Origin of the sequence: Staphylococcus sp. IVB6214 (genome assembly GCF_025558585.1) — a bacterium.
Taxonomy (GTDB): domain Bacteria; phylum Bacillota; class Bacilli; order Staphylococcales; family Staphylococcaceae; genus Staphylococcus.
This window is the reverse complement of record NZ_CP094723.1, coordinates 577,934-598,172: the sequence shown is the minus strand read 5'-3', so window position 1 is coordinate 598,172 and position 20,239 is coordinate 577,934. Positions and strand designations below refer to the sequence as shown.

Here is a 20,239-nt window from a genome sequence, read left to right as displayed (position 1 = left end):
GAATAGGTCTTTTTTGACTTTGACTTTCTTTGACCTTAACTATATTATACGCTCGCTCATTTTAAAAATCAACAAAAAAGGATAGCGTTTAAGGCGAGATTTTCACCTTATATTCTATCCTTCTCTATACTTATTTTTGATGTGTTTTTATCGTTTTAATGATTTCATCAATTAATGCTTTCACACCGTCTGCTTCTAAGTGAATACCATCTGGCGCAAAATATTCTGTATGCCCTTGAGACCTTGCGTGCCAATCAACAAGATGGACATTATCTCGATCTTTAGCTGCCTGTTTGAATAGTTCATTTACATGTGCCTGATAGTCCCGAGGAACACTTGTATTCACGAGATATATTTGAGACTCCCCTAAAAGATCTAACAGTGTATCAAGCTGCTCGTCAGTAAAGTCTCCATTAGTGCCAAGTTGTAAGACAACCATATCATCTTTTTCTCGATAATCGGGATAATCTTCACGAATGAGCGGGATTGCTTGTACAAGTTGACGACCTATCAATCCATTGATACTCGCATTCGGCACTTGTTCCTTGAACGTATCGCCGATGTCTACCATAACAGAATCACCAATGAGTAGTGGTTTCCAATTAGCATATGGTGAACTATGACCTTTTACTTCAAATCCATCTATTTTCATATCACCCAAAGGGATTGGAACGGTCACGTATTGTTTCATATCTTCTGTATTAATCGCAGTCGTGTGTGTTTTTTCTTTAGCCAATCCGTTAAACACGCCTGATAGTATTACGACAGATGGGACAAATAAAATAATCATAAGCCAAGCACGTTTCACGTTCAGCAAGCGCCATTGCTTCAAATGACGGAAATCAAATATTTTGAACCCTGAATGACGGAAAGGTGTTTCTATATACCGATATGACAACTCTGCCATCATCACGATCAATAGTGCGTCGATAACATATACAAAGGTGGGAATTTGTCCTTGCACAAAATGATGGTGCATTAAGACAATAATAGGATAATGCCAAAGATACAGGCTATATGACCTTGAACCGATATATATAAATAAAGGATTCGCCAATGCTTTTGCAAAAAGACCACTTGGCATTACTGCACTTGCAATGATGAAAAGTGTCAACAAACTAATCAGTCCAAATCCACCGTAATAGAGTGCACTTTGTGATTCATTTACGAATCGAAAACAAAGGAACAGACCAGCTAACGACAAGACACCTAAACCGTCGATAATCATTTTAGATTGCCATGCCGTTTGAACACGTAGCTTAAATGCTGGCCAAATGAAGGCCAGTATAACACCGAGCAACATTGTTTGTAACCGTGTATCTGTTCCGAAATAAACGCGTGCAACATTACCTTGTGGTTCGTATAAAATGCCCATTGTGATAATAGAAATTACAACAAGCCCGATTATAGAGTAAAGTATAGGCTTGAGACGTTTCACATAGCGAAGCAAAATAAATAGCACTATCGGGAAAAACAAGTAAAATTGTTCTTCAATTGCCAAAGACCATAAATGTTTGAGCGGTGCGACTTCAAACTGCGCAAAGTAGTCGACATCTTGGAAGATATACCACCAGTTACTCACATAAAAGAGTGCCGCAAATGCATCGCCACGTACGGCTTTGATTTCGGAAGGGACTGTGATTAATGTCAATATTAAAACAGACATAATCAAGAAAATAACTGCTGGCAACAACCTTTTTAACCGTCTCATCCAAAATGATATGAGATCGATACGTTGTGTGTTGTGATACTCAGTCAATAATAAACTTGTAATCAAATATCCTGAAATGACAAAGAAAGTGTCCACACCTAAAAAACCACCTGGTAACCATTGTGGATTGAAATGGTAAATAATAACTGCGACTACTGCAATGGCACGCAAACCGTCAAGACCTGGCATGTACCTTGTAGACAGCTGTTTTTGAGGTATTTTGGAAAAGTTCCACATGTTGATCATTCTTTCTTCTTATAATTTTAATCTATTCATACTTTATACGATCTTACAATTGTCGGTGATTAAGGTCATGAAAAATGAGATGGTGCTATTCCTAAAAAAAGAACTGAAACTTTTTTAAGTTCAGTTCTTCGCCAAGATTGTGATGAATTATTGAGTTATATTAACTATTAGCTAACACCTAATGCAATTTTAGCGTAACGAGACATCATATCTTTGTTCCATGGTGGGTTCCATACGATATTAACTTCTGTTTCTTTAATCTCAGGTAACTCACCTAATGCTGTTTTTACTTGGTCCACGATTTGTGGTCCCATTGGGCAACCGATTGATGTCAATGTCATTTCAACTGTACATAATCCATCATCGTTTAAATCAACTTTATAAACAAGGCCAAGGTTCACGATATCGATACCAAGCTCTGGGTCAATAACGTTTTCTAATGCGCCTAAAATGCTATCTTTTAATGCTTCTTCCATGCCTATTCACCTCTTTTTTTATCACTACTATCAATATATCAAAATCATTACATTTCTACAATAAAATGCTATGATATTCATAAACTGAACTTTAGAATTTAGGAGCATAATATGAAAAAACACTTAATTTGTTTAGATTTAGACGGGACTTTATTAAACGACCAAAAAGAAATCCCATCTTATACATTTCGCGTATTAAAAGCATTACAATCACAAGGACACGTCTTAATGATTGCGACAGGTCGTCCTTATCGTGCAAGCAAGCTCTATTACGATCAATTAGAACTGGATACCCCTATCGTCAACTTTAATGGGGCGTATATCCATCATCCAGGTGATCAAAACTTCCCAACTTATCATGAACGCTTAGATGAAGGCATCGCAACAAGTATTATTGAAACTTTGAAAAAAATGGATATTCAAAATATGATTGCCGAAGTCGGTGATCAAGTCTTTATCGACCGCCCAGACAATCGCTTATTCGATGGTTTTAGCATGGGGAACCCTAACATCAAAGTTGGCGATCTCGAAACATTATTACACGAAGATCCAACGAGCCTCTTAATTGAAGCTGAAGAACATATGATTCCCCGTGTAAAACAGGTTTTAACACGTTTTTATGCTGAAAATATTGAACACAGACGCTGGGGCGCCCCTTTCCCAGTCATTGAAATTGTTAAACGTGGTATTAGTAAGGCGGTAGGTATCGATATCGTGCGCAAACATCTCGGCATTGAACGCAACGAAATCATCGCATTTGGAGATGAAGATAATGACCTTGAAATGATTAAATATGCAAAACATGGCATAGCAATGGGCAACGCCATCTATGACCTTAAAATTATTGCCAATGACACAACACTTTCGAACAATGAAGAGGGTATTGGTATTTATTTGAATGAATTTTTCCAATTAAATATTCCTAGAAAAGATATATAAGGAGGACGAAGAGATGTCAAAACAAAAAATTATCGTTGTCGGCGCTGTTGCCGGTGGTGCAACGAGTGCCAGTCAAATTCGTCGATTAGATCCAGATAGTGATATCACTGTCTATGAGAAAGATCGATATATGAGCTTTGCTAATTGCGGACTTCCATATTACCTTGGAAATGTTGTCGAGTCACGTGATCAACTGCTGCCGATGACACCTGAGAAATTTAAAGAAAAGAAAAACATTACGGTGAAACTACAACATGAAGTGGTTAGCGTTAACACAGAATCACAAACAATCGAAATCAAAGACCATACGACCGGCAGATTAATACAAGATCATTATGATATTTTAGTGTTAAGTCCGGGAGCTCGAGCACGACGTCTTGACTTCGATGCCCCACACCTTTTCACATTGCGTAATATGGAAGATACAGATGCGATTGAAGACTATATCACTACCAACCAAGTGCAACATGTCTTACTCATCGGTGCAGGATATGTCAGTCTAGAATTACTTGAAAATATGTACGAACGCGGCTTATCACCAACACTCATCCACCGTTCAGAAGCTATCAATAAGCTGATGGATCAAGATATGAACGCAACTATATTGTCTGAACTCGATAAGCGCAATATTCCTTACCGATTGAATGAAGAAGTCGTATCAATCGATGGTCATACAGTGACATTCAAATCTGGTGCAGTAGAAGATTATGACATGATTATTGCCGGTGTCGGTGTATTACCTAACTCAGAGTTTTTACAATCATCGCGTATTGAAATAGATGATAAAGGCTACGTTCCCGTCAACAATCGTTTTCAAACGAATATCCCCAATGTATACGCTGTTGGCGATATAGCGACAAGTCATTATCGTCATGTTGATCTTCCCGCACACGTGCCACTTGCTTGGGGTGCACATCGCGGCGCAAGTATTATCGCTGAACAAATTGCAGGTAACAAAGATGTTGTCTTTCAAGGTTTTGTCGGCGCAAGTATTGTAAAATTCTTTGACTATACATTAGCGAGTACTGGCGTGTCACTGAAAGAGCTAGAACAGTTTGACTATGACATGGTTGAAGTGAAAAATGGGACACACGCTGGCTACTATCCGAACAACACATCCGTCCATCTACGTGCATATTATGATAAAACATCACGTCGTCTCTTACGTGCTGCAGCTGTTGGCGTATCTGGTGTTGATAAACGGATTGATGTTTTATCGATGGCGATGATGCATCGCGCAACAATTGATGATCTCACTGCTTTTGAAGTTGCATACGCTCCACCGTACAGTCATCCAAAAGATTTAATCAACATGCTTGGTTACAAAGCACGTCAATAATCATAAAAAAACGTCATTTCATTCGTTCTTTCAAGAAGACCGACTAAATGACGTTTTATTTTTTAGTGGAACAATGCAGTAATAGGTCCCCAAGGTAAAATTGTACCTAAAATTGCTGTTATCAAAACAATGACCCATGTCCAAACAAATAGTGAGCGGTTTGAAACTTGTTTTTTCTTACGTGCAATCGTTACTTCCATCAAACCGATGATGCTAAGTCCACCTACCATTTTCAATGTCAATAGCATGTGACTTGCATCTGCACTCGTAAATGCTTTAGCAATAAGCCAGAAGCCTGTAATCAACACAAAAATCATAAATAAACGCATTGTCATATGCAATGATTTAAATAATGGTGTCGGTCCCTGTTTGTTAGAAAAGTTTTCATACGTTGCATAAAATAATATCAATAGCATAACAAAACTAATAATGTGCAAGTTAATTAATACCATAAAAATATCCTCCTATTATAAATCGACTTACATATCATAACATATCCTTTTTAACGCAGACATTGGAATGCTTGAAATATGATGATTTATTAAGAATTTAACAAAATTATTTACTTTTCTTTGTACGCTAAAGCACACCCCATAATCGCCCCCGCTGCCAAATATCCTAATGGTCTAAAAATAGAATCTCCCAATTCAACTTTGAAATAAAACATTGCAACAAATAGTAGTATACCAATCAAAAATAAACTTTTGTATTTGATATACAACATACAATCACCCCCTGTTTTGTGATACAAAAAATAGGGCAAAATCCCTTTGCCCTATTTTTATAAACTGTATATTATTCTTCGATAAATGTCGTTAATGTACCGATATTATCAATTGTTACTTTTACTTCGTCACCCGGTTGTAAGAATTTCGGTGGGTTCATACCTGCACCTACGCCTGCTGGTGTACCTGTCGCAATGATATCACCTGGGTGTAACGCAACATATTTCGAAATTTCTTCAATTAATTCGTCAATTTTTAATATCATTTGTGATGTATTGCCATCTTGACGAATTTCATTATTGACTTTTGTTACGATATTTACATTTTCAGGTGTTGGCAATTCATCTTTTGTAACGATGTAAGGTCCCATTGGGCAACCACCTGTTAAACTTTTAGACAAGAATGCTTGATCGTGTCCTTTTTGTGCTGCACGGTCTGTAATATCGTTGATAATTGTGTAACCATACACGTAGTCAAGTGCTAAACCTTTAGGAATCTTCTCACCTGACTTACCAATTACAACACCTAACTCACCTTCATAGTCTAATTCATCTGTAATATCTTTATGATTTGGAATTGTTGCTTCATCGCCTGTTAATGAAGATGCCGCTTTTGTAAAAACATATAGGCGATCTACACCATGGTTTAACTCTTCAGCATGCGCTTTGTAGTTACGACCAAATGCGATCACATTATTTGGTGGTGTAACTGGTGGTAAAAATTCAATATCTGCATATTGCACTTTATAGTCAGCTGCGTTACCACTTTCTTCTGCCGCCACAACTGCCTTTCTTACTTGCTCTTGAAATTCTAATGTTTGATTGTGTTGCAATCCTTCTAATAATGTTTTCGGTTGGAATTCTGCTTCGCCAAAGTCAGCAAATACTTTTCGTAAATCCCAAGCTGCTTCTTCTCGCTTAACTTTAACACCGTATGATGTTTCATCATTATGTTTGAATGATAAAAATTTCATTCACTATCAGCTCCTAACGTATATCTTATAGCCATTATAACGAAAATTTTAGATAAATCACAAATTTTTATCATTATCTGATTAAATTGTAATCTCACCAAATTTAAAGAAATATAATGAACCGGATACTTTTTGCTTCAATATAACTTCTAGTGCCTGTTGATAGTACTTCATTTGAATACGGTACTTCTCTTTCAATTGTTGACCAAGTTCTTCATCCGTCATGCCTCTTCGTCGAACGAAAACATCTGTCTTATAATCAACGAAGTAATAATGACCATCTTCTTCAAATACAAGATCAATCATCCCTTGAATAATCGCATCTTCTCTGTCTTTCGATTCGACAGCATTTTGATTCACGATAAAGGGTAACTCACGATAAATCGCATCACTTTTTGCTATGCGTAAGTATAAGTCACTATCTACAAATCGTTTCACTTCATCAATGTTGATATCTTGAATTGCTTCTTCATCAATAATTGCCTGTGCGACTAACTGATCAATGTAGGCATACAATTCTGGTTCTGTCAGTCGTGCTTCTTTAAACGGCAAATGCTGCATCACCGTATGCATTAATGTTCCGACTTCAGCAGCATTTCGCTGTTGTTCCTGCATAAAAATAGGGCGTTCATATGTGACAGCACCAAGACGATATTGACGGACACGTTCATAGTTTGTATCTGCTTGTTCTGTTTCTAACTGACGTTTTAGTTCAGAAACTGACTGTTTTGACGGATGTGTCACAGCCACTTGATTTGGATATTCAAACAGTAAACGTTCTTTTATCTCTTCTGCTTCTTTCGATGTGATAGTTGCATTTTGAAGACGCTCTTTTAACAATGTTACGGATGGTGTTGATGTATCAGATATCTCATCATCTATTGAAATAATATCTTGTGCTTCCACATGCTGAATCTCGACCGTTGGCTTTAAGTAATTCGGTAACGCATCTATTGTTTGATCAAATCGTTGTTTAGGTAACAAGTGCGTTGCCTTCTGCTTACTCAATACACTATAAATAAGTTGAAAAGGACTTTTCGCTGTAAAACGTTCAATCGTACCAAGTCGATTGTCGGTCACTGACCATGCCGTCAGTTGATCTAGTGTATCAGTATCATCCACTGTTCCAATGAGATATAACTGCTCTTTTGCACGCGTCAATGCAACATAAATCAAACGCATTCTTTCTGAAATCAGTTCTTTCTGATTGATCAACTCAATAGTCATTGATATTAACGATGGATAGAACAAACTATGTTCTGTATCGTAATATTGGAGACCTAACCCTTCATATTGATTTAATATAACAGGTTTTTGTAAATCTTTCTTATTAAATTCTCTGCTCAAACCCGAATAGATGACAAATGGAAATTCCAATCCTTTACTGCTGTGTACTGTCATCCATCTTACTACATCATCATTTGGACCAATGACATTTTCTTCCCCAAAGTCTTGGCCGCGATCTATCATTTCATCAATGAAGCGAATAAATTGGAACAGACCACGATAACTTGAATGGTCAAACTCAATCGCTTTATTAAATAGCCCATGTAAGTTTGCACGACGACCTTCTCCACCAACTAAGCCACTAAAATATTGTGGAATATAATGATCATTAAAAAGTTTATCAATCAATTGATAGACTGGGTGTGATTGACTGTAACGACGATAGACATTTAAGTCGTGTAAAAATTGTCTTACCTTGCCTTGCAATTCCGGGGACGCATCTTCTGATTTCAAATATTGTTGCATTGTTTGATAGAAGTAATCTTCATTCGGCGCAACCACGCGAATTTGTGCTAATTCGGCTTCGCTAAATTGATAAATCACTGAACGCATTAAGCCGACAAGATAAACATCTTGTAATGGATTGTCTATCGTTCTTAAAAATGACAACATCAAACGCACTTCTGTTTGTTCAAAGTAGCCTTCTTTGCTTTTCGCATAAAACGGAATGTTTTTATCCTTGAATACTTGTTGAATATTTCTGAGATTCGATGTACTTGATTCTAAGACGACAATATCTTTATAAGTCGCTGGACGATAACCTTTTAAATCAAAATCATATACTTTTTGTGTTTCAAGAATTGTCTCTACTTGTTGTGCAATGAGCGCTGCTTCTTGTTCTCCTTTATTCAAATCAAGTGAACTATCTTTCAATAATGTTGTTAAATGTACAGGATAGGTCATATCATCAAATGATGCACCATCATATAAACTCGCCGCTTCATCGTAATCTATTTCACCAATTGCTGGATCCATCATATGTTTGAATATATAGTTTGTTGTCGCTAATACTTCTTTACGAGAACGGAAGTTTTGTGACAAATCAATGCGTTTCCCACTCGATTGATTTGGTTGATTAAATCGCTCATACTTCTCAATAAAGAGGCTTGGGTCAGCTTGACGGAACTTATAAATCGATTGCTTCACATCACCAACCATAAACAAATTGCCATTCGACTCATTGCCACGTTTAATGCTTGAAATAATCGCCTCTTGTACACGGTTCGTATCTTGATATTCGTCGACTAATATTTCATCAAACTGCGCACGATATGCATCCGCAATTTGAGAAGGTGTGCCATCTTCGTTTAACAAAATACGCAATGCCATATGCTCATAATCGGCAAAATCAATAATATTACGTGCACGTTTTTCCGATTCAAACTTTACTATGACATCTTTCGTTAGTTCCGCAAGATACGCAACACGAGGAGCCAAGTCTGCCAATTCTTGTTTTAACGTTTGACGATCACGCCCAACAAACTGTTTGACTCTCTCAACATATGCTTTATAACGTTTGAATGTTTTTTCAAAAAATTTATACGCGTCTGCAAGCTGTGGGTCTTCTTTCACTTCAGCAGGTCTATTCGGCATTCTTCCGTACTTAAACGCTCTGATTTTGTCTCGATCGATGATAGCTTCAGACAACAGTTGACGGAAAAAGTCACGATGTTTATTGATCAAGTCAATATGAGCTTCACAAAATCCTATCAATTCCAATTGTTCATACAGTTGATCCAAAGTATCTCGTGCCGCTTCTAAGTATAATTGGATATATTCATCGAGTATCGCAATATAATGTTCTTGTAACTCACTATTACGATAAGGTTCATCCAATCTATTTAACCATGCAAACGGTTGTGGATTGGCGATACTAAAGTAATACATCTTTTTAACAATCTCTCTCAAGCTTTCATCGCTTCTATCTGATGATAAATGCTCTGTCAGTGTAATAAACTGAGGATCTAAGCGTTTATAATGATCTTCAAACACATCATCTATCGCTTGATTGAGTAACAATACATTTTCAACTTCGCTTGCAGTTCGAAAGTTTGGATCCAATTCAATTTGATCATAATGTTGTTGAATTAACTTCAAACAAAAACTATGCAATGTTGAAATTTGTGCTTGGTGAATTTTAGCACGCTGATTTTTCAAATGTTGATTGCCCGGATCCTCAAATGAAGCTTTTTGAATACTCGCTTCAATACGATGTCTCATTTCTCGTGCACTGGCATTTGTGAAGGTTACAACAAGTAGGCGGTCAACATCAATGTCATCTCGTAATATACGTTGAATGATTCGCTCAACTAAGACTGCCGTCTTGCCAGATCCAGCCGCAGCTGCTACTAGAATATCCTGATCTTTCGCATAAATACTTTCCCACTGCGCATCTGTCCACTGTACATCTTTTGGTTTTGTTGGAATCATCGTGTCCCCTTCCCTTCTTCACTTGTCGCAAGAATCTCTAACGGTTTAATTTTTTCATCCACTTGACGATATTTCGCACTATCAATCAAACTATCTACATGACACACTGATTTGTATTGACAATAGCTACATGGTAGCGCTTCTCTATATTTCAACGGTGCCACTTCAGTATGTCCATCCATAATTTGTGAAGCAGTACGCACAAAGTTTTCTTTGTTTCGTTCTATCAGTTTGTATATCATCTCTTCATCAATAACCTTACTGTCTCTTTTATTAAAATCACCTTTTTTAGTAAGTGCCACAGGGACAATATCTGAACCAACGCCATTTTCTAAGCGACAGTCATAACCTTCTATCACATCTGGATCACTATTTAAGAAACCATTCAGTTTGTATGATTTTAAAAATTTAGCTTCATAATCATCTGGATTTACTTCATCCCATGCACGTTTTTTATCTTTAAATTTATGGACATGCATATATAAAAATCCACCCGGTTTGACTTCATCTTTTAAACCTAACCGTACTTTATTTTGTAATGCAATATCCATATATGTCATCATTTGCATTTGTAATCCATAATACACTTTCACTAAGTCCAACTCTGAACTTGATTCAGACGATTTATAATCAATAATATTAATAAAACTTTTACCATTATGATTGAAGGTATCAATTCGGTCGATTTGTCCACGTATATTAATCGGTACCCCTTGTGTTGTCATTAAGGTTGACGCAATTAACTCTTCATCAGAATGCGGCTTCTTGCGGAAAGATTTCTCAAATGCAATTGGTCGAAACTTTGAATACTCCGCTTGATAACGTAAAGCTTCAAGCGTTGTTTGAACAATTTCACCGATACGCTGTGACAAATATTGATAATAAGACGTAGCATTTAAAAGATTAAACTGTACTTTTGGTAAGTATTCATCTAACGCTTGTTTCGTTAAATTTTGAATCTCATCAGGTGTTAATGTTTGGAAACTACCTCCAATTTGTTCAGCAATATATCGTAAAACATCATGGAATATCGTTCCAAGTTCAAAATTCTGCAACTCATACTTCGTACGCTCGTTCAACTTCAAGCCATGCGATACATAATGTTTAAACGGACAATTATTGTAACTTTCAAAACGTGACACACTCGCATTGATTGTTTTCCCATACAATGCAAACGTCAAATCTTGGTCTAATTGTATCGTCTTATTACGGTAATCTAATGCTGTTGTTAAGTGTGCCATACCTGACTGCAACGATGGCTCTTTTGACATCACATCATATGCTGTAAACCATGTATCTGAAACCGGTTGCCCCTCCATCCAAGTACGAAGTGATTCAAATAAATGAACTTTCGTCTGATGCGGATGAACGATACGACGCATTGCTTCTTCAGAGTTACGGTGTGCGATATTTTGAATTTCTACAGATTGTAAAATCTTTTTCACGTCATTCAAATAAGGACTACCTTCTTTTTCTGATCCACTACTATCCATTAAACTATATGTCATCGTTAGTCGTTCACATGCTCGTGTCATTGCAAAATATCCAACAAAGGCTTCATCCATTTGTAAAACATCTGCTGTTGGGCTTAACTGCATACCCGTATGTGTTTCGAATTGCTTTTTCTCTTCATCAGACATCAAGCTCTTGCCACTGATGGGTTGTGGTAGCACGCCATCATTCATACCGATTAAATAGACATGACATTTATTGTCAACTTTTGCTAGATCCATTGAACCGATTGTCACTTGATCCATTGTTTGCGGAATCATTGAAAATTCCAAACCATTCAAGCCAACATCTAGCAGTTCTAGAAAATGTGAATATGTCATTTCTTTTTGACCAAATACAGAAACAATTTCGTCTAAGATACGGATAAATCCTTTCCAGATTTGATCTAATTCTTCCGCTTTTTCATGTTTCCCATTTGACTCTAATGTATCACGATAGGTCATGAGTTGAGAGGGAAGTTCAAATGATTCTAACACATCATAAAACGCTGTCGCATGATCAACTGCATGTTTGCCTTCTTTCAGTTTGTTGCCCAAATGTGCAATCTTTTGTAACACCGAATCCTTCAACGATATGACACGTCGAAATGTTTCTTCTTCGTCGTCAGTGCGCGTACGATGTCGTTTGATGCCCATCTTTTTAAAACTATCAAGTTGGAATTTGCCATCGTCAAACCAATTTTGACCTTGAATACCACGTTCCAACGCATAGTTTTCCAGTAAATCTATTAAGTAACGACTGTTTTCAATATTTTGTGTGAGTACATTTGTTTTAAACAAGCGCATCATCGGTTCAAATCTCCAACCGGTTCTTAAAGCTTCAATCATACTGACAAACATTTCCATAATAGGATGATGCGCCATTGAGCGTTTCACATCTATATTATATGGAATATCATACTGTGCAAAAATTGATTCTAATAAATATGCATAGTGAGGATCACGATATAAAACAGCAATATCACGATAGCGATATCGATGGTCTCTCACATCTGCCAAAATTTGTCGTGCAACTTCATTCACTTCTTCACGTGTTGATGTCGCTTCAAATATTCTCACTGCCCCATCGTTTGACTGTGTTGGTGTTGGTTGTAAAGCATCGAACTCTGACGCTAATACTTTCATGGTTGTCTGTTTAAAACGATACATATCGTTAAAACGTTCAATCTCTAACGTTACATTTAGATTTTCTGCAATTTCATGAAGATGTGTGAGTGATTCTGATGGCTTACGAAACATACTTAATGGATCCATATCGCCATTTGTTGTCAGCAAGACTGTCATTGACTTCGCATGTTGCACCAGTGCTTCTATCACCTGATATTCCTGTGTCGAAAAGTTATGAAAACCGTCGATATAAATATCCGCTTTGCGCAACCACTCAGACTTCGGGATCATCGATATGAAACGGTGCATCAAACCTTCCGCTGTTAGATAATCAGAGCCCATACGTGTTTGTAATGTCTCATAGACTAGTCCCATATCATGTAGCTTATCTTGAGTTCTTTTAGATAATTGCGTGTTCTTTGCACTGTTTATAACAATTTCTGGTGTCACTGCATACTTTTCAAAATCTTGAATTTGTTCGCGTACTTTTGAACTAAACCCTAAATACTTCACTTGAGATTGATACAACTTCAACTGTGTGCGAACATCCTCTAAAATATGATAGATCATCATCTCAATGGACGTCGTTGATAAACGTGTTTCACGCACACCACCTACTTCTTGAAACACACGATGGCTAAGTCTATCGAAATGTAACACTTCCGCTCGCAAACTGCCTTGTAATGACGAATCACTGATAAAAGCTTGTTCATATAAATACGTTCCTTGCATCGGTGTCACAACAACAATCGGCTCTCCTAAGGGTGCTTCTTGTATCTTATGTTTAATCTCATTCATCATTGCTGTCGTCTTACCAGTGCCTGCCTTTCCTATATAAGCACGAAACATACAATTCCCCCTCACTGTTAAATAGCGTTATTTCCATTATATATGCTTCCTAAAAATAACTAAAATGTTTTATTTATATTTATGAAGCTGAAATAAACAGTCAAAAAAAGCCTAGCAAGTAGCACTTACTACTCACTGGCACTGCACCCTTAATATGGGACTCACATAAAAACACTTGAATTAGGCTGCTAATTTTCTGTATTGCACAGGGGATAAGTAGCCTAATTTTTGTTGAATTCGATTATTATTATAGTTTTCAATGTACTTTTCGACAATATCCTTTACAATGAAATTAGAGTTATTTAACTCATTGTTAAGATAAAATGTTTCACACTTTAGCGAGGAATGGAAACATTCTATCGGGGCGTTATCAGCAGGTGTACCTTTGCGAGACATACTTCTGATAATGCCCTTTTCTTCGCATAATTGGTAGTAAGCATGCGATGTATAGACGCTTCCTTGATCGCTATGAAGTAGACATTCTTCTGGAATATCAATTTGGTTTAAGGTGTCATTTACCAAACTTTGATCTTGTGTATCGCTAATCTTATAAGCCACAATTTCACCGTTATATAAATCGATGATTGAAGATAAATACAACATTGAATTACCAAAGGGAAGATACGTAATATCAGTAGTCAGTACTTGTAGAGGTTGATTTGCTCTAAAGTTACCATTCAGTTTATTGCTTGTAAGATAATATGCCTTCCCTCGACGTTTAGATTTCTTAATTCTAACTCTACAATTCAAATTATTTTCTCTCATAATTCTTTGTACACGTTTATGGTTTATCGGTTGTTTAGAGGCCTGATTCATCAGAGCAGTTATCTTGCGATAGCCGTACGTGTAATGATTATCTTCACATAATTCCTTAACCTTTTTAACTGTTGTATCTTCCGTTTTCTTCTTATTTTTCCAACGGTAGTAATTTGATTTAGGGACATTCAACACTTCCAAAATCAGCTTCACAGGATGCCTGTGCTTTAACTCATCCACTAATTCTATCACTACTTCAGGTACCACTTCCTTTCCAATTCCTTGTACTTTTTTAAAATATCTATTTCGGCTTGATTTCTTCTATTCTTTAACTTTAATTGTTCCAGTTCAGAAAGTTCCACTAATCCTTTATTATAGGAGTATTGTTTGCCTACTTGTTGACTAAATCGATATGTTTCACCCTTTCTATACCATCTCCACCATGTTTTTACCTGTGTGCTATTTCTAATATTTAATTCACACATAATTTCTTTAGTTGTATAACCTTCTGCTTTCATCTTCACTGCTTTAAACTTTGTTTCAACTGAATACGCCACTCTGCGCATAGAAAAAACACCTCCGTAAATTCATTTTAACTGAATTCAACGAAAGTGTTTTTATAAAGTTCCCACTATATGGGGTCAGCTCACACTAGACTGTTGTTCACATTATGGTGTTTCTTCTGTATGATCTGGGTTAAAGTTGACTTTAAACTCACTTACCGGCCAGTATCTTAAAGAAACCTTACCGACGATTTGGTCTTTATCAATCAAACCAATCGTACGACTATCTTTACTGACTTCACGATTATCCCCTAACACCAAATATTTGTCTTTTGGTATTTGATATTTTCCATCGCTCCCCTGTAAATCTTGAGAATTCACAGGTCCAGTAATTTCATCATATGACTTATGTTTTAAGTTATAGTCAAGATATGGTTCATGTACTTTCTTTCCATTTAAATACAATTGATCATTTTTATATTCTACATGATCGCCTGGTTTTCCGATAATACGTTTTACATAGTCTGCTGATTCGTCAGCATGGAACACAATCACATTCCCATTGTCCAAATGTCCTAACGTCTTACCAATCTTATTCACAATTAAACGGTCTCCATCTTTTAATGTAGGATGCATTGAGTCACCTTGCACATTATAAGGTTTAATTACAAATGTATAGAGTAATCCAACGATAAGGAGTGCTAATCCTATCGAAATAATCCATTCTATCGTTTCTTTTTTCACTATTGACACCTCTTAAAGATAAAATATCAGATGCAACTATTATACAATAAACAACCTGCGTTTTTGTGCATCTTTTATACCCTCGTTATGATTTCGTATAGACTGTACTTTTTATCATATCACATAACCAAAATGAAAGGTTAATGATTTCTATATCACTTATATTTCAAAAATGTAACGACAACACATATAATAAATAGCGGTCAATGTCTGTATTTTGATGTTTTTAGCATCTGACTATTTAATAGAAATCATTCAAAATGATCGCACAAAACCCCCACAAAGCTTTAGACCGCTGTGGGGGTTTTGTACAGATATAGTTGTGTTCTATAACGATAAAATCATTTAACTCCTACTACTAGTCAAATCAATCATACAATTATAAACGAGCTTCTAAATCTTTTTTCTTATCTTCAAATCCTGGTTTACCTAGCAATGCAAACATATTTTGTTTGTATGCTTCTACACCAGGTTGGTTGAATGGATTTACACCTAATTGATAGCCACTCATTGCAACAGACAATTCAAAGAAGTAGACAAGATAGCCGTATGTTTCTGCATCTAATTTTGGTAATGTGATCACTAAGTTTGGTACGCCACCATCTGTATGAGCTAATAACGTTCCTTCAAATGCTTTAGTATTCACTTCGTCAACTGTTTTACCCGCTAAATAGTTAAGACCATCTAAATCATCCGCGTCTTCTTCAATTGTAATATTGTGTTTTGGTGTATCTACTTTTAAAACTGTTTCAAATAAGAAGCGACGTCCTTCTTGAACATATTGACCTAATGAATGTAAGTCTGTTGTAAAGTTAGCACTTGATGGGTAGATGCCTTTCAAGTCTTTACCTTCTGACTCACCAAACAATTGTTTCCACCATTCATTGAAATATTGTAATGATGGTTCGTAGTTAATTAACATTTCAGTTGTATAACCTTTGTTGTACAACACATTGCGGATTGATGCATATTGATATGCAATATTTTGTGATAAATCATCTGATGACAATTCTTCACGTGCTTTTGCTGCACCTGACATCATTGCTTCAATATCAATACCAGCGACTGCGATTGGTAATAGACCTACCGCTGTTAATACAGAGAAACGTCCACCGACATCATCAGGTACGACAAATGATGCATAACCTTCATTTGTCGCAAGTTGTTTTAATGCACCTTTTTCTTTATCTGTTGTCGCAAAGATACGTTTTACCGCTTCTTCTTTTCCGTATTTTTCTTCTAATAATTGTTTAAATAAACGGAATGCCACAGCTGGTTCTGTCGTTGTTCCTGATTTTGAAATAACATTCACAGAGAAATCTTTACCATCTAAATAATCAATTAATTCTTGTGTATAAGATGAAGAAAGGTGATGACCAGCAAAAACAATTTCTGGTAAGTCGTCATTCTTTTTAAATGCTGGTGTCAACATTTCAATCGCTGAACGTGCACCTAAATAAGAGCCACCAATACCAATGACAACAAGTACATCTGAATGGGACTTAATCTCTTCTGCTGCTTTTAAAATGCGATCAAATTCATCCTTATCATAATCAACTGGTAAATCAACCCATCCTAAAAAGTCATTGCCAGCGCCTGTTCCTTCGTGGATTGTGCGATGAATCAGTTTCACTTGATCTTGTTGTTGTTCTAATTCATGCTGTCCAAAAAATTGTAATGCCTTTTTGTAATCAAACTGGATATGTGTCATGCACTTTGCCTCCTAATTTAACTGAACTCATCTTTATTTTACTAACATATATTGCGAAATTCAATTAAGGTGAATAGTACGAAAAGTAATATAAATCAGTTATGTATATTTATTTAAATACTTGCATAATAACTCATAACGTGCTAGTATACTAATTAAGCAAAAACATTAAAACACGAGGTGACAGTTTTATGAAACAGAAGGTAGTATTAGCATATTCAGGTGGATTAGATACAAGCGTAGCTGTGCAATGGCTGATTGAACAAGGATACGATGTTGTTGCATGTTGCTTAGACGTTGGTGAGGGAAAAGATTTAGACGTTGTATATCAAAAAGCTTTAGATATGGGCGCAATTGAGTCACATATTATTGATGCGACGAAAGAATTTGCAGAAGAATACGTAGGTTATGCCATTAAAGGTAACTTAATGTATGAACAGACGTACCCACTCGTATCTGCTTTGTCACGACCTTTAATTTCAAAAAAACTTGTCGAAATTGCACATAAGACAGATGCGGTTGCGATTGCACATGGATGTACTGGCAAAGGGAACGACCAAGTACGCTTTGAAGTAGCAATCAAAGCATTAGACCCTAGCTTAAAAGTGATTGCTCCTGTCAGAGAATGGGGCTGGAGTCGTGAAGAAGAGTTAGAATATGCAAAGAAACACAACATTCCAGTACCCGTTGGCAAAGATTCTCCATATTCAATTGACCAAAACTTATGGGGTCGTGCAAACGAATGTGGTGTATTAGAAGATCCGTACGTTGCACCCCCTGCTGACGCATATGACTTAACAAATGAATTAGAAGATACACCAGATGAAGCAGACGAGATTATTATTACATTCACTGAAGGTATTCCAACACATATCGATGGCAAGGCATACGCATTAGATGACATGATTTTACATTTGAATGATATGGCAGGTAAACATGGCATCGGACGTATCGATCACATTGAAAATAGACTTGTAGGTATCAAATCGAGAGAGGTTTATGAAGTGCCTGGTGCTGAAGTAATCTTAAAAGCACACAAAGGTTTAGAAACCATTACACTTTCTAAAGACGTCGCACATTTTAAACCAGTTGTTGAAAAACAATTATCAGAAATGGTCTATAACGGCCTATGGTTCTCTCCACTTACAGATGCACTAAAAGCATTTATTGATCATACTCAAAAATTTGTAACAGGTGATGTAAGAGTCAAACTATTTAAAGGTCATGCAATTGTAAATGGTAGAAAGTCAGACTTTACACTTTATAATGAAAAATTAGCAACTTATACAAAAGAAGATGCATTCAATCAACAATCAGCTGTTGGATTTATCGACATTTTCGGTCTACCAACACAAGTGAATGCGATGTTACACGGAGGTTATGCAGATGAGTAAAAAAGCATGGGGCGGTAGATTTGAAGAGAAACCTGAAGATTGGGTAGATGCATTTAATGCATCTATCCATTTTGATAAAAACTTAGTAGATGAAGATATTCAAGGAAGTATCGCCCATGCCACGATGCTTGCGAACCAAGGCATTTTGACAAAAGATGAAGCTTCTACGATTATCTCTGAACTTAAGGTCATTCAACAAGACATTCATGATGACAAAGTGCCTTTACAAGAATCACTCGAAGACATTCATCTCAATATTGAGCATGAACTGATTCAACGCATTGGTTCTGTCGGTGGTAAGTTACATACAGGACGTAGCCGTAATGACCAAGTTGCGACAGATATGCACTTATATACAAAGAAAGAAGTTCAACATATCATTAAAAGTATTACTTCGTTTCAGAAAACAATCGTTGAATTAGCAGAACAACATGTGGATACGATTATGCCTGGCTATACACATTTACAACGTGCTCAACCTATCTCTTTTGCACATCATATCATGACTTATTTTTGGATGTTAGAACGCGATAAGTCAAGATTTACAGATGCATTAAAGCGTATTGATTTGTCTCCATTAGGTGCAGCAGCATTAAGTGGTACAACTTATCCAATTGATCGTCATGAAACACAATCCTTACTTGGATTTGAAGGTATCTACGAAAATAGTCTAGATGCGGTTAGTGATCGTGATTACATCGTAGAAACATTACACAACATTAGCTTAACAATGGTTCATCTTTCACGTTTCGCAGAAGAAATTATTTTCTGGTCGTCCGAAGAGGCAAAGTTTGTCACATTGTCTGATGCATTCTCAACAGGATCTTCCATAATGCCACAGAAGAAAAACCCAGACATGGCTGAACTCATTCGTGGGAAGGTCGGCCGAACAACTGGTCATTTAATGAGTATGTTGATGACGCTTAAAGGATTGCCACTCGCTTACAATAAAGATATGCAAGAAGATAAAGAAGGATTATTTGATGCTATTCATACATTAAAAGGTTCTTTAAAAATCTTTGAAGGCATGGTCGCTAGCATGACTGTCAATACAGATAGATTGGCTGCAACAGTCAGACAAGACTTTTCAAACGCAACAGAACTTGCAGACTATCTCGTGATGAAAGGTATTCCATTCAGAGATGCACATGAGATTGTTGGTAAAATCGTTCTCTGGTCAATCCAAAAAAATCTCTATTTGTTAGATGTACCATTAGATGTTTATAAAGCTCAAGCACCAGAAATTGATGAAGACATATACACATACCTTCAACCTGACGAAGCAGTCAAACGTCGTAAAAGTTATGGCGCAACCGGTCAAGATGCAGTAAAACACCAGATTGACGTTGCAAAACAGTATTTATAGATCACTACAAAGGGATAAGACAATTGTATAAAGTCGCCAATGCTTAGGAAACTTTATATTCAACAGACTTATCCCCTTTTTTATTATCTCATTACTCAAAGCTTCTATTGGGATAATCACCAGGCTGAGACATCATAAATTTGCGTTCTGAAAAACCAATTGTCAGTGTTCA

General features: G+C 36.5%; 14 protein-coding genes. 4 read left to right on the top strand and 10 right to left on the bottom strand.

What is annotated here, in order from left to right:
- Nucleotides 1-130 precede the first annotated feature (130 nt).
- Both MUA51_RS02905 and MUA51_RS02900 read right to left on the bottom strand, forming a co-directional pair.
- Nucleotides 131-1,948, bottom strand: coding sequence for an acyltransferase family protein (locus tag MUA51_RS02905; RefSeq protein WP_262560380.1), 1,818 nt, complete (start codon nucleotides 1,946-1,948; stop codon nucleotides 131-133).
- 176 nt (nucleotides 1,949-2,124) lie between these two features.
- On the bottom strand, nucleotides 2,125-2,433 hold the full coding sequence (locus MUA51_RS02900) for a metal-sulfur cluster assembly factor (RefSeq protein WP_044360495.1): 309 nt from the start codon (nucleotides 2,431-2,433) through the stop codon (nucleotides 2,125-2,127).
- A gap of 111 nt (nucleotides 2,434-2,544) precedes the next feature.
- On the opposite strand from MUA51_RS02900, the gene MUA51_RS02895 reads away from it, so the two are divergent.
- Nucleotides 2,545-3,372 (top strand): Cof-type HAD-IIB family hydrolase, encoded by an 828-nt coding sequence (locus MUA51_RS02895; protein ID WP_262560377.1) that lies wholly within the window; start codon nucleotides 2,545-2,547, stop codon nucleotides 3,370-3,372.
- Nucleotides 3,373-3,385: 13 nt separating this feature from the next.
- Nucleotides 3,386-4,711 (top strand): CoA-disulfide reductase, encoded by a 1,326-nt coding sequence (locus MUA51_RS02890; RefSeq protein ID WP_262560376.1) that lies wholly within the window; start codon nucleotides 3,386-3,388, stop codon nucleotides 4,709-4,711.
- Nucleotides 4,712-4,773: 62 nt separating this feature from the next.
- Here MUA51_RS02890 and MUA51_RS02885 read toward each other — a convergent pair whose 3' ends face one another.
- The 8 genes from MUA51_RS02885 to MUA51_RS02850 all read right to left on the bottom strand — a co-directional run bounded on the left by MUA51_RS02885 (nucleotide 4,774) and on the right by MUA51_RS02850 (nucleotide 17,307).
- Complete coding sequence (locus MUA51_RS02885) at nucleotides 4,774-5,163, bottom strand: YisL family protein (protein WP_262560375.1); 390 nt, start codon at nucleotides 5,161-5,163, stop codon at nucleotides 4,774-4,776.
- A gap of 110 nt (nucleotides 5,164-5,273) precedes the next feature.
- Nucleotides 5,274-5,435, bottom strand: a complete 162-nt coding sequence (locus tag MUA51_RS02880; RefSeq protein ID WP_262560374.1) for a hypothetical protein — start codon at nucleotides 5,433-5,435, stop codon at nucleotides 5,274-5,276.
- A 71-nt stretch (nucleotides 5,436-5,506) separates the two neighbouring features.
- A complete protein-coding gene (locus MUA51_RS02875) occupies nucleotides 5,507-6,409 on the bottom strand; it encodes a fumarylacetoacetate hydrolase family protein (RefSeq protein ID WP_262560373.1) in 903 nt (300 codons plus the stop codon).
- An 81-nt stretch (nucleotides 6,410-6,490) separates the two neighbouring features.
- Nucleotides 6,491-10,126: a helicase-exonuclease AddAB subunit AddA gene (addA, locus tag MUA51_RS02870; protein WP_262560372.1), complete on the bottom strand. Its 3,636-nt coding sequence runs from the start codon at nucleotides 10,124-10,126 to the stop codon at nucleotides 6,491-6,493.
- Complete coding sequence (gene addB / locus MUA51_RS02865; RefSeq protein ID WP_262560370.1) at nucleotides 10,123-13,593, bottom strand: helicase-exonuclease AddAB subunit AddB; 3,471 nt, start codon at nucleotides 13,591-13,593, stop codon at nucleotides 10,123-10,125. The genes addA and addB overlap by 4 nt, the downstream gene beginning before the upstream one ends.
- A 180-nt stretch (nucleotides 13,594-13,773) precedes the next feature.
- A protein-coding gene (locus tag MUA51_RS02860) for an IS3 family transposase (RefSeq protein WP_262559995.1) occupies nucleotides 13,774-14,915 on the bottom strand; the annotation gives its coding sequence in 2 pieces (ribosomal slippage) (nucleotides 13,774-14,645 and nucleotides 14,645-14,915; 1,143 coding nt in all).
- 102 nt (nucleotides 14,916-15,017) lie between these two features.
- Nucleotides 15,018-15,596, bottom strand: coding sequence for a signal peptidase I (gene lepB / locus MUA51_RS02855; protein ID WP_262560369.1), 579 nt, complete (start codon nucleotides 15,594-15,596; stop codon nucleotides 15,018-15,020).
- 379 nt (nucleotides 15,597-15,975) lie between these two features.
- Nucleotides 15,976-17,307 carry a glucose-6-phosphate isomerase gene (locus tag MUA51_RS02850; protein ID WP_262560368.1) on the bottom strand — a complete coding sequence of 444 codons (1,332 nt, stop codon included), beginning with the start codon at nucleotides 17,305-17,307 and terminating at the stop codon, nucleotides 15,976-15,978.
- 191 nt (nucleotides 17,308-17,498) lie between these two features.
- Here MUA51_RS02850 and MUA51_RS02845 point away from each other — a divergent pair, with 191 nt between their 5' ends.
- Nucleotides 17,499-18,701 (top strand): argininosuccinate synthase, encoded by a 1,203-nt coding sequence (locus MUA51_RS02845; RefSeq protein WP_262560367.1) that lies wholly within the window; start codon nucleotides 17,499-17,501, stop codon nucleotides 18,699-18,701.
- Entirely contained in the window at nucleotides 18,694-20,067 is a 1,374-nt protein-coding gene (gene argH / locus MUA51_RS02840) for an argininosuccinate lyase (RefSeq protein WP_262560366.1), read from the top strand. Before MUA51_RS02845 ends, argH begins: the two co-directional genes overlap by 8 nt.
- Nucleotides 20,068-20,239 lie beyond the last annotated feature (172 nt).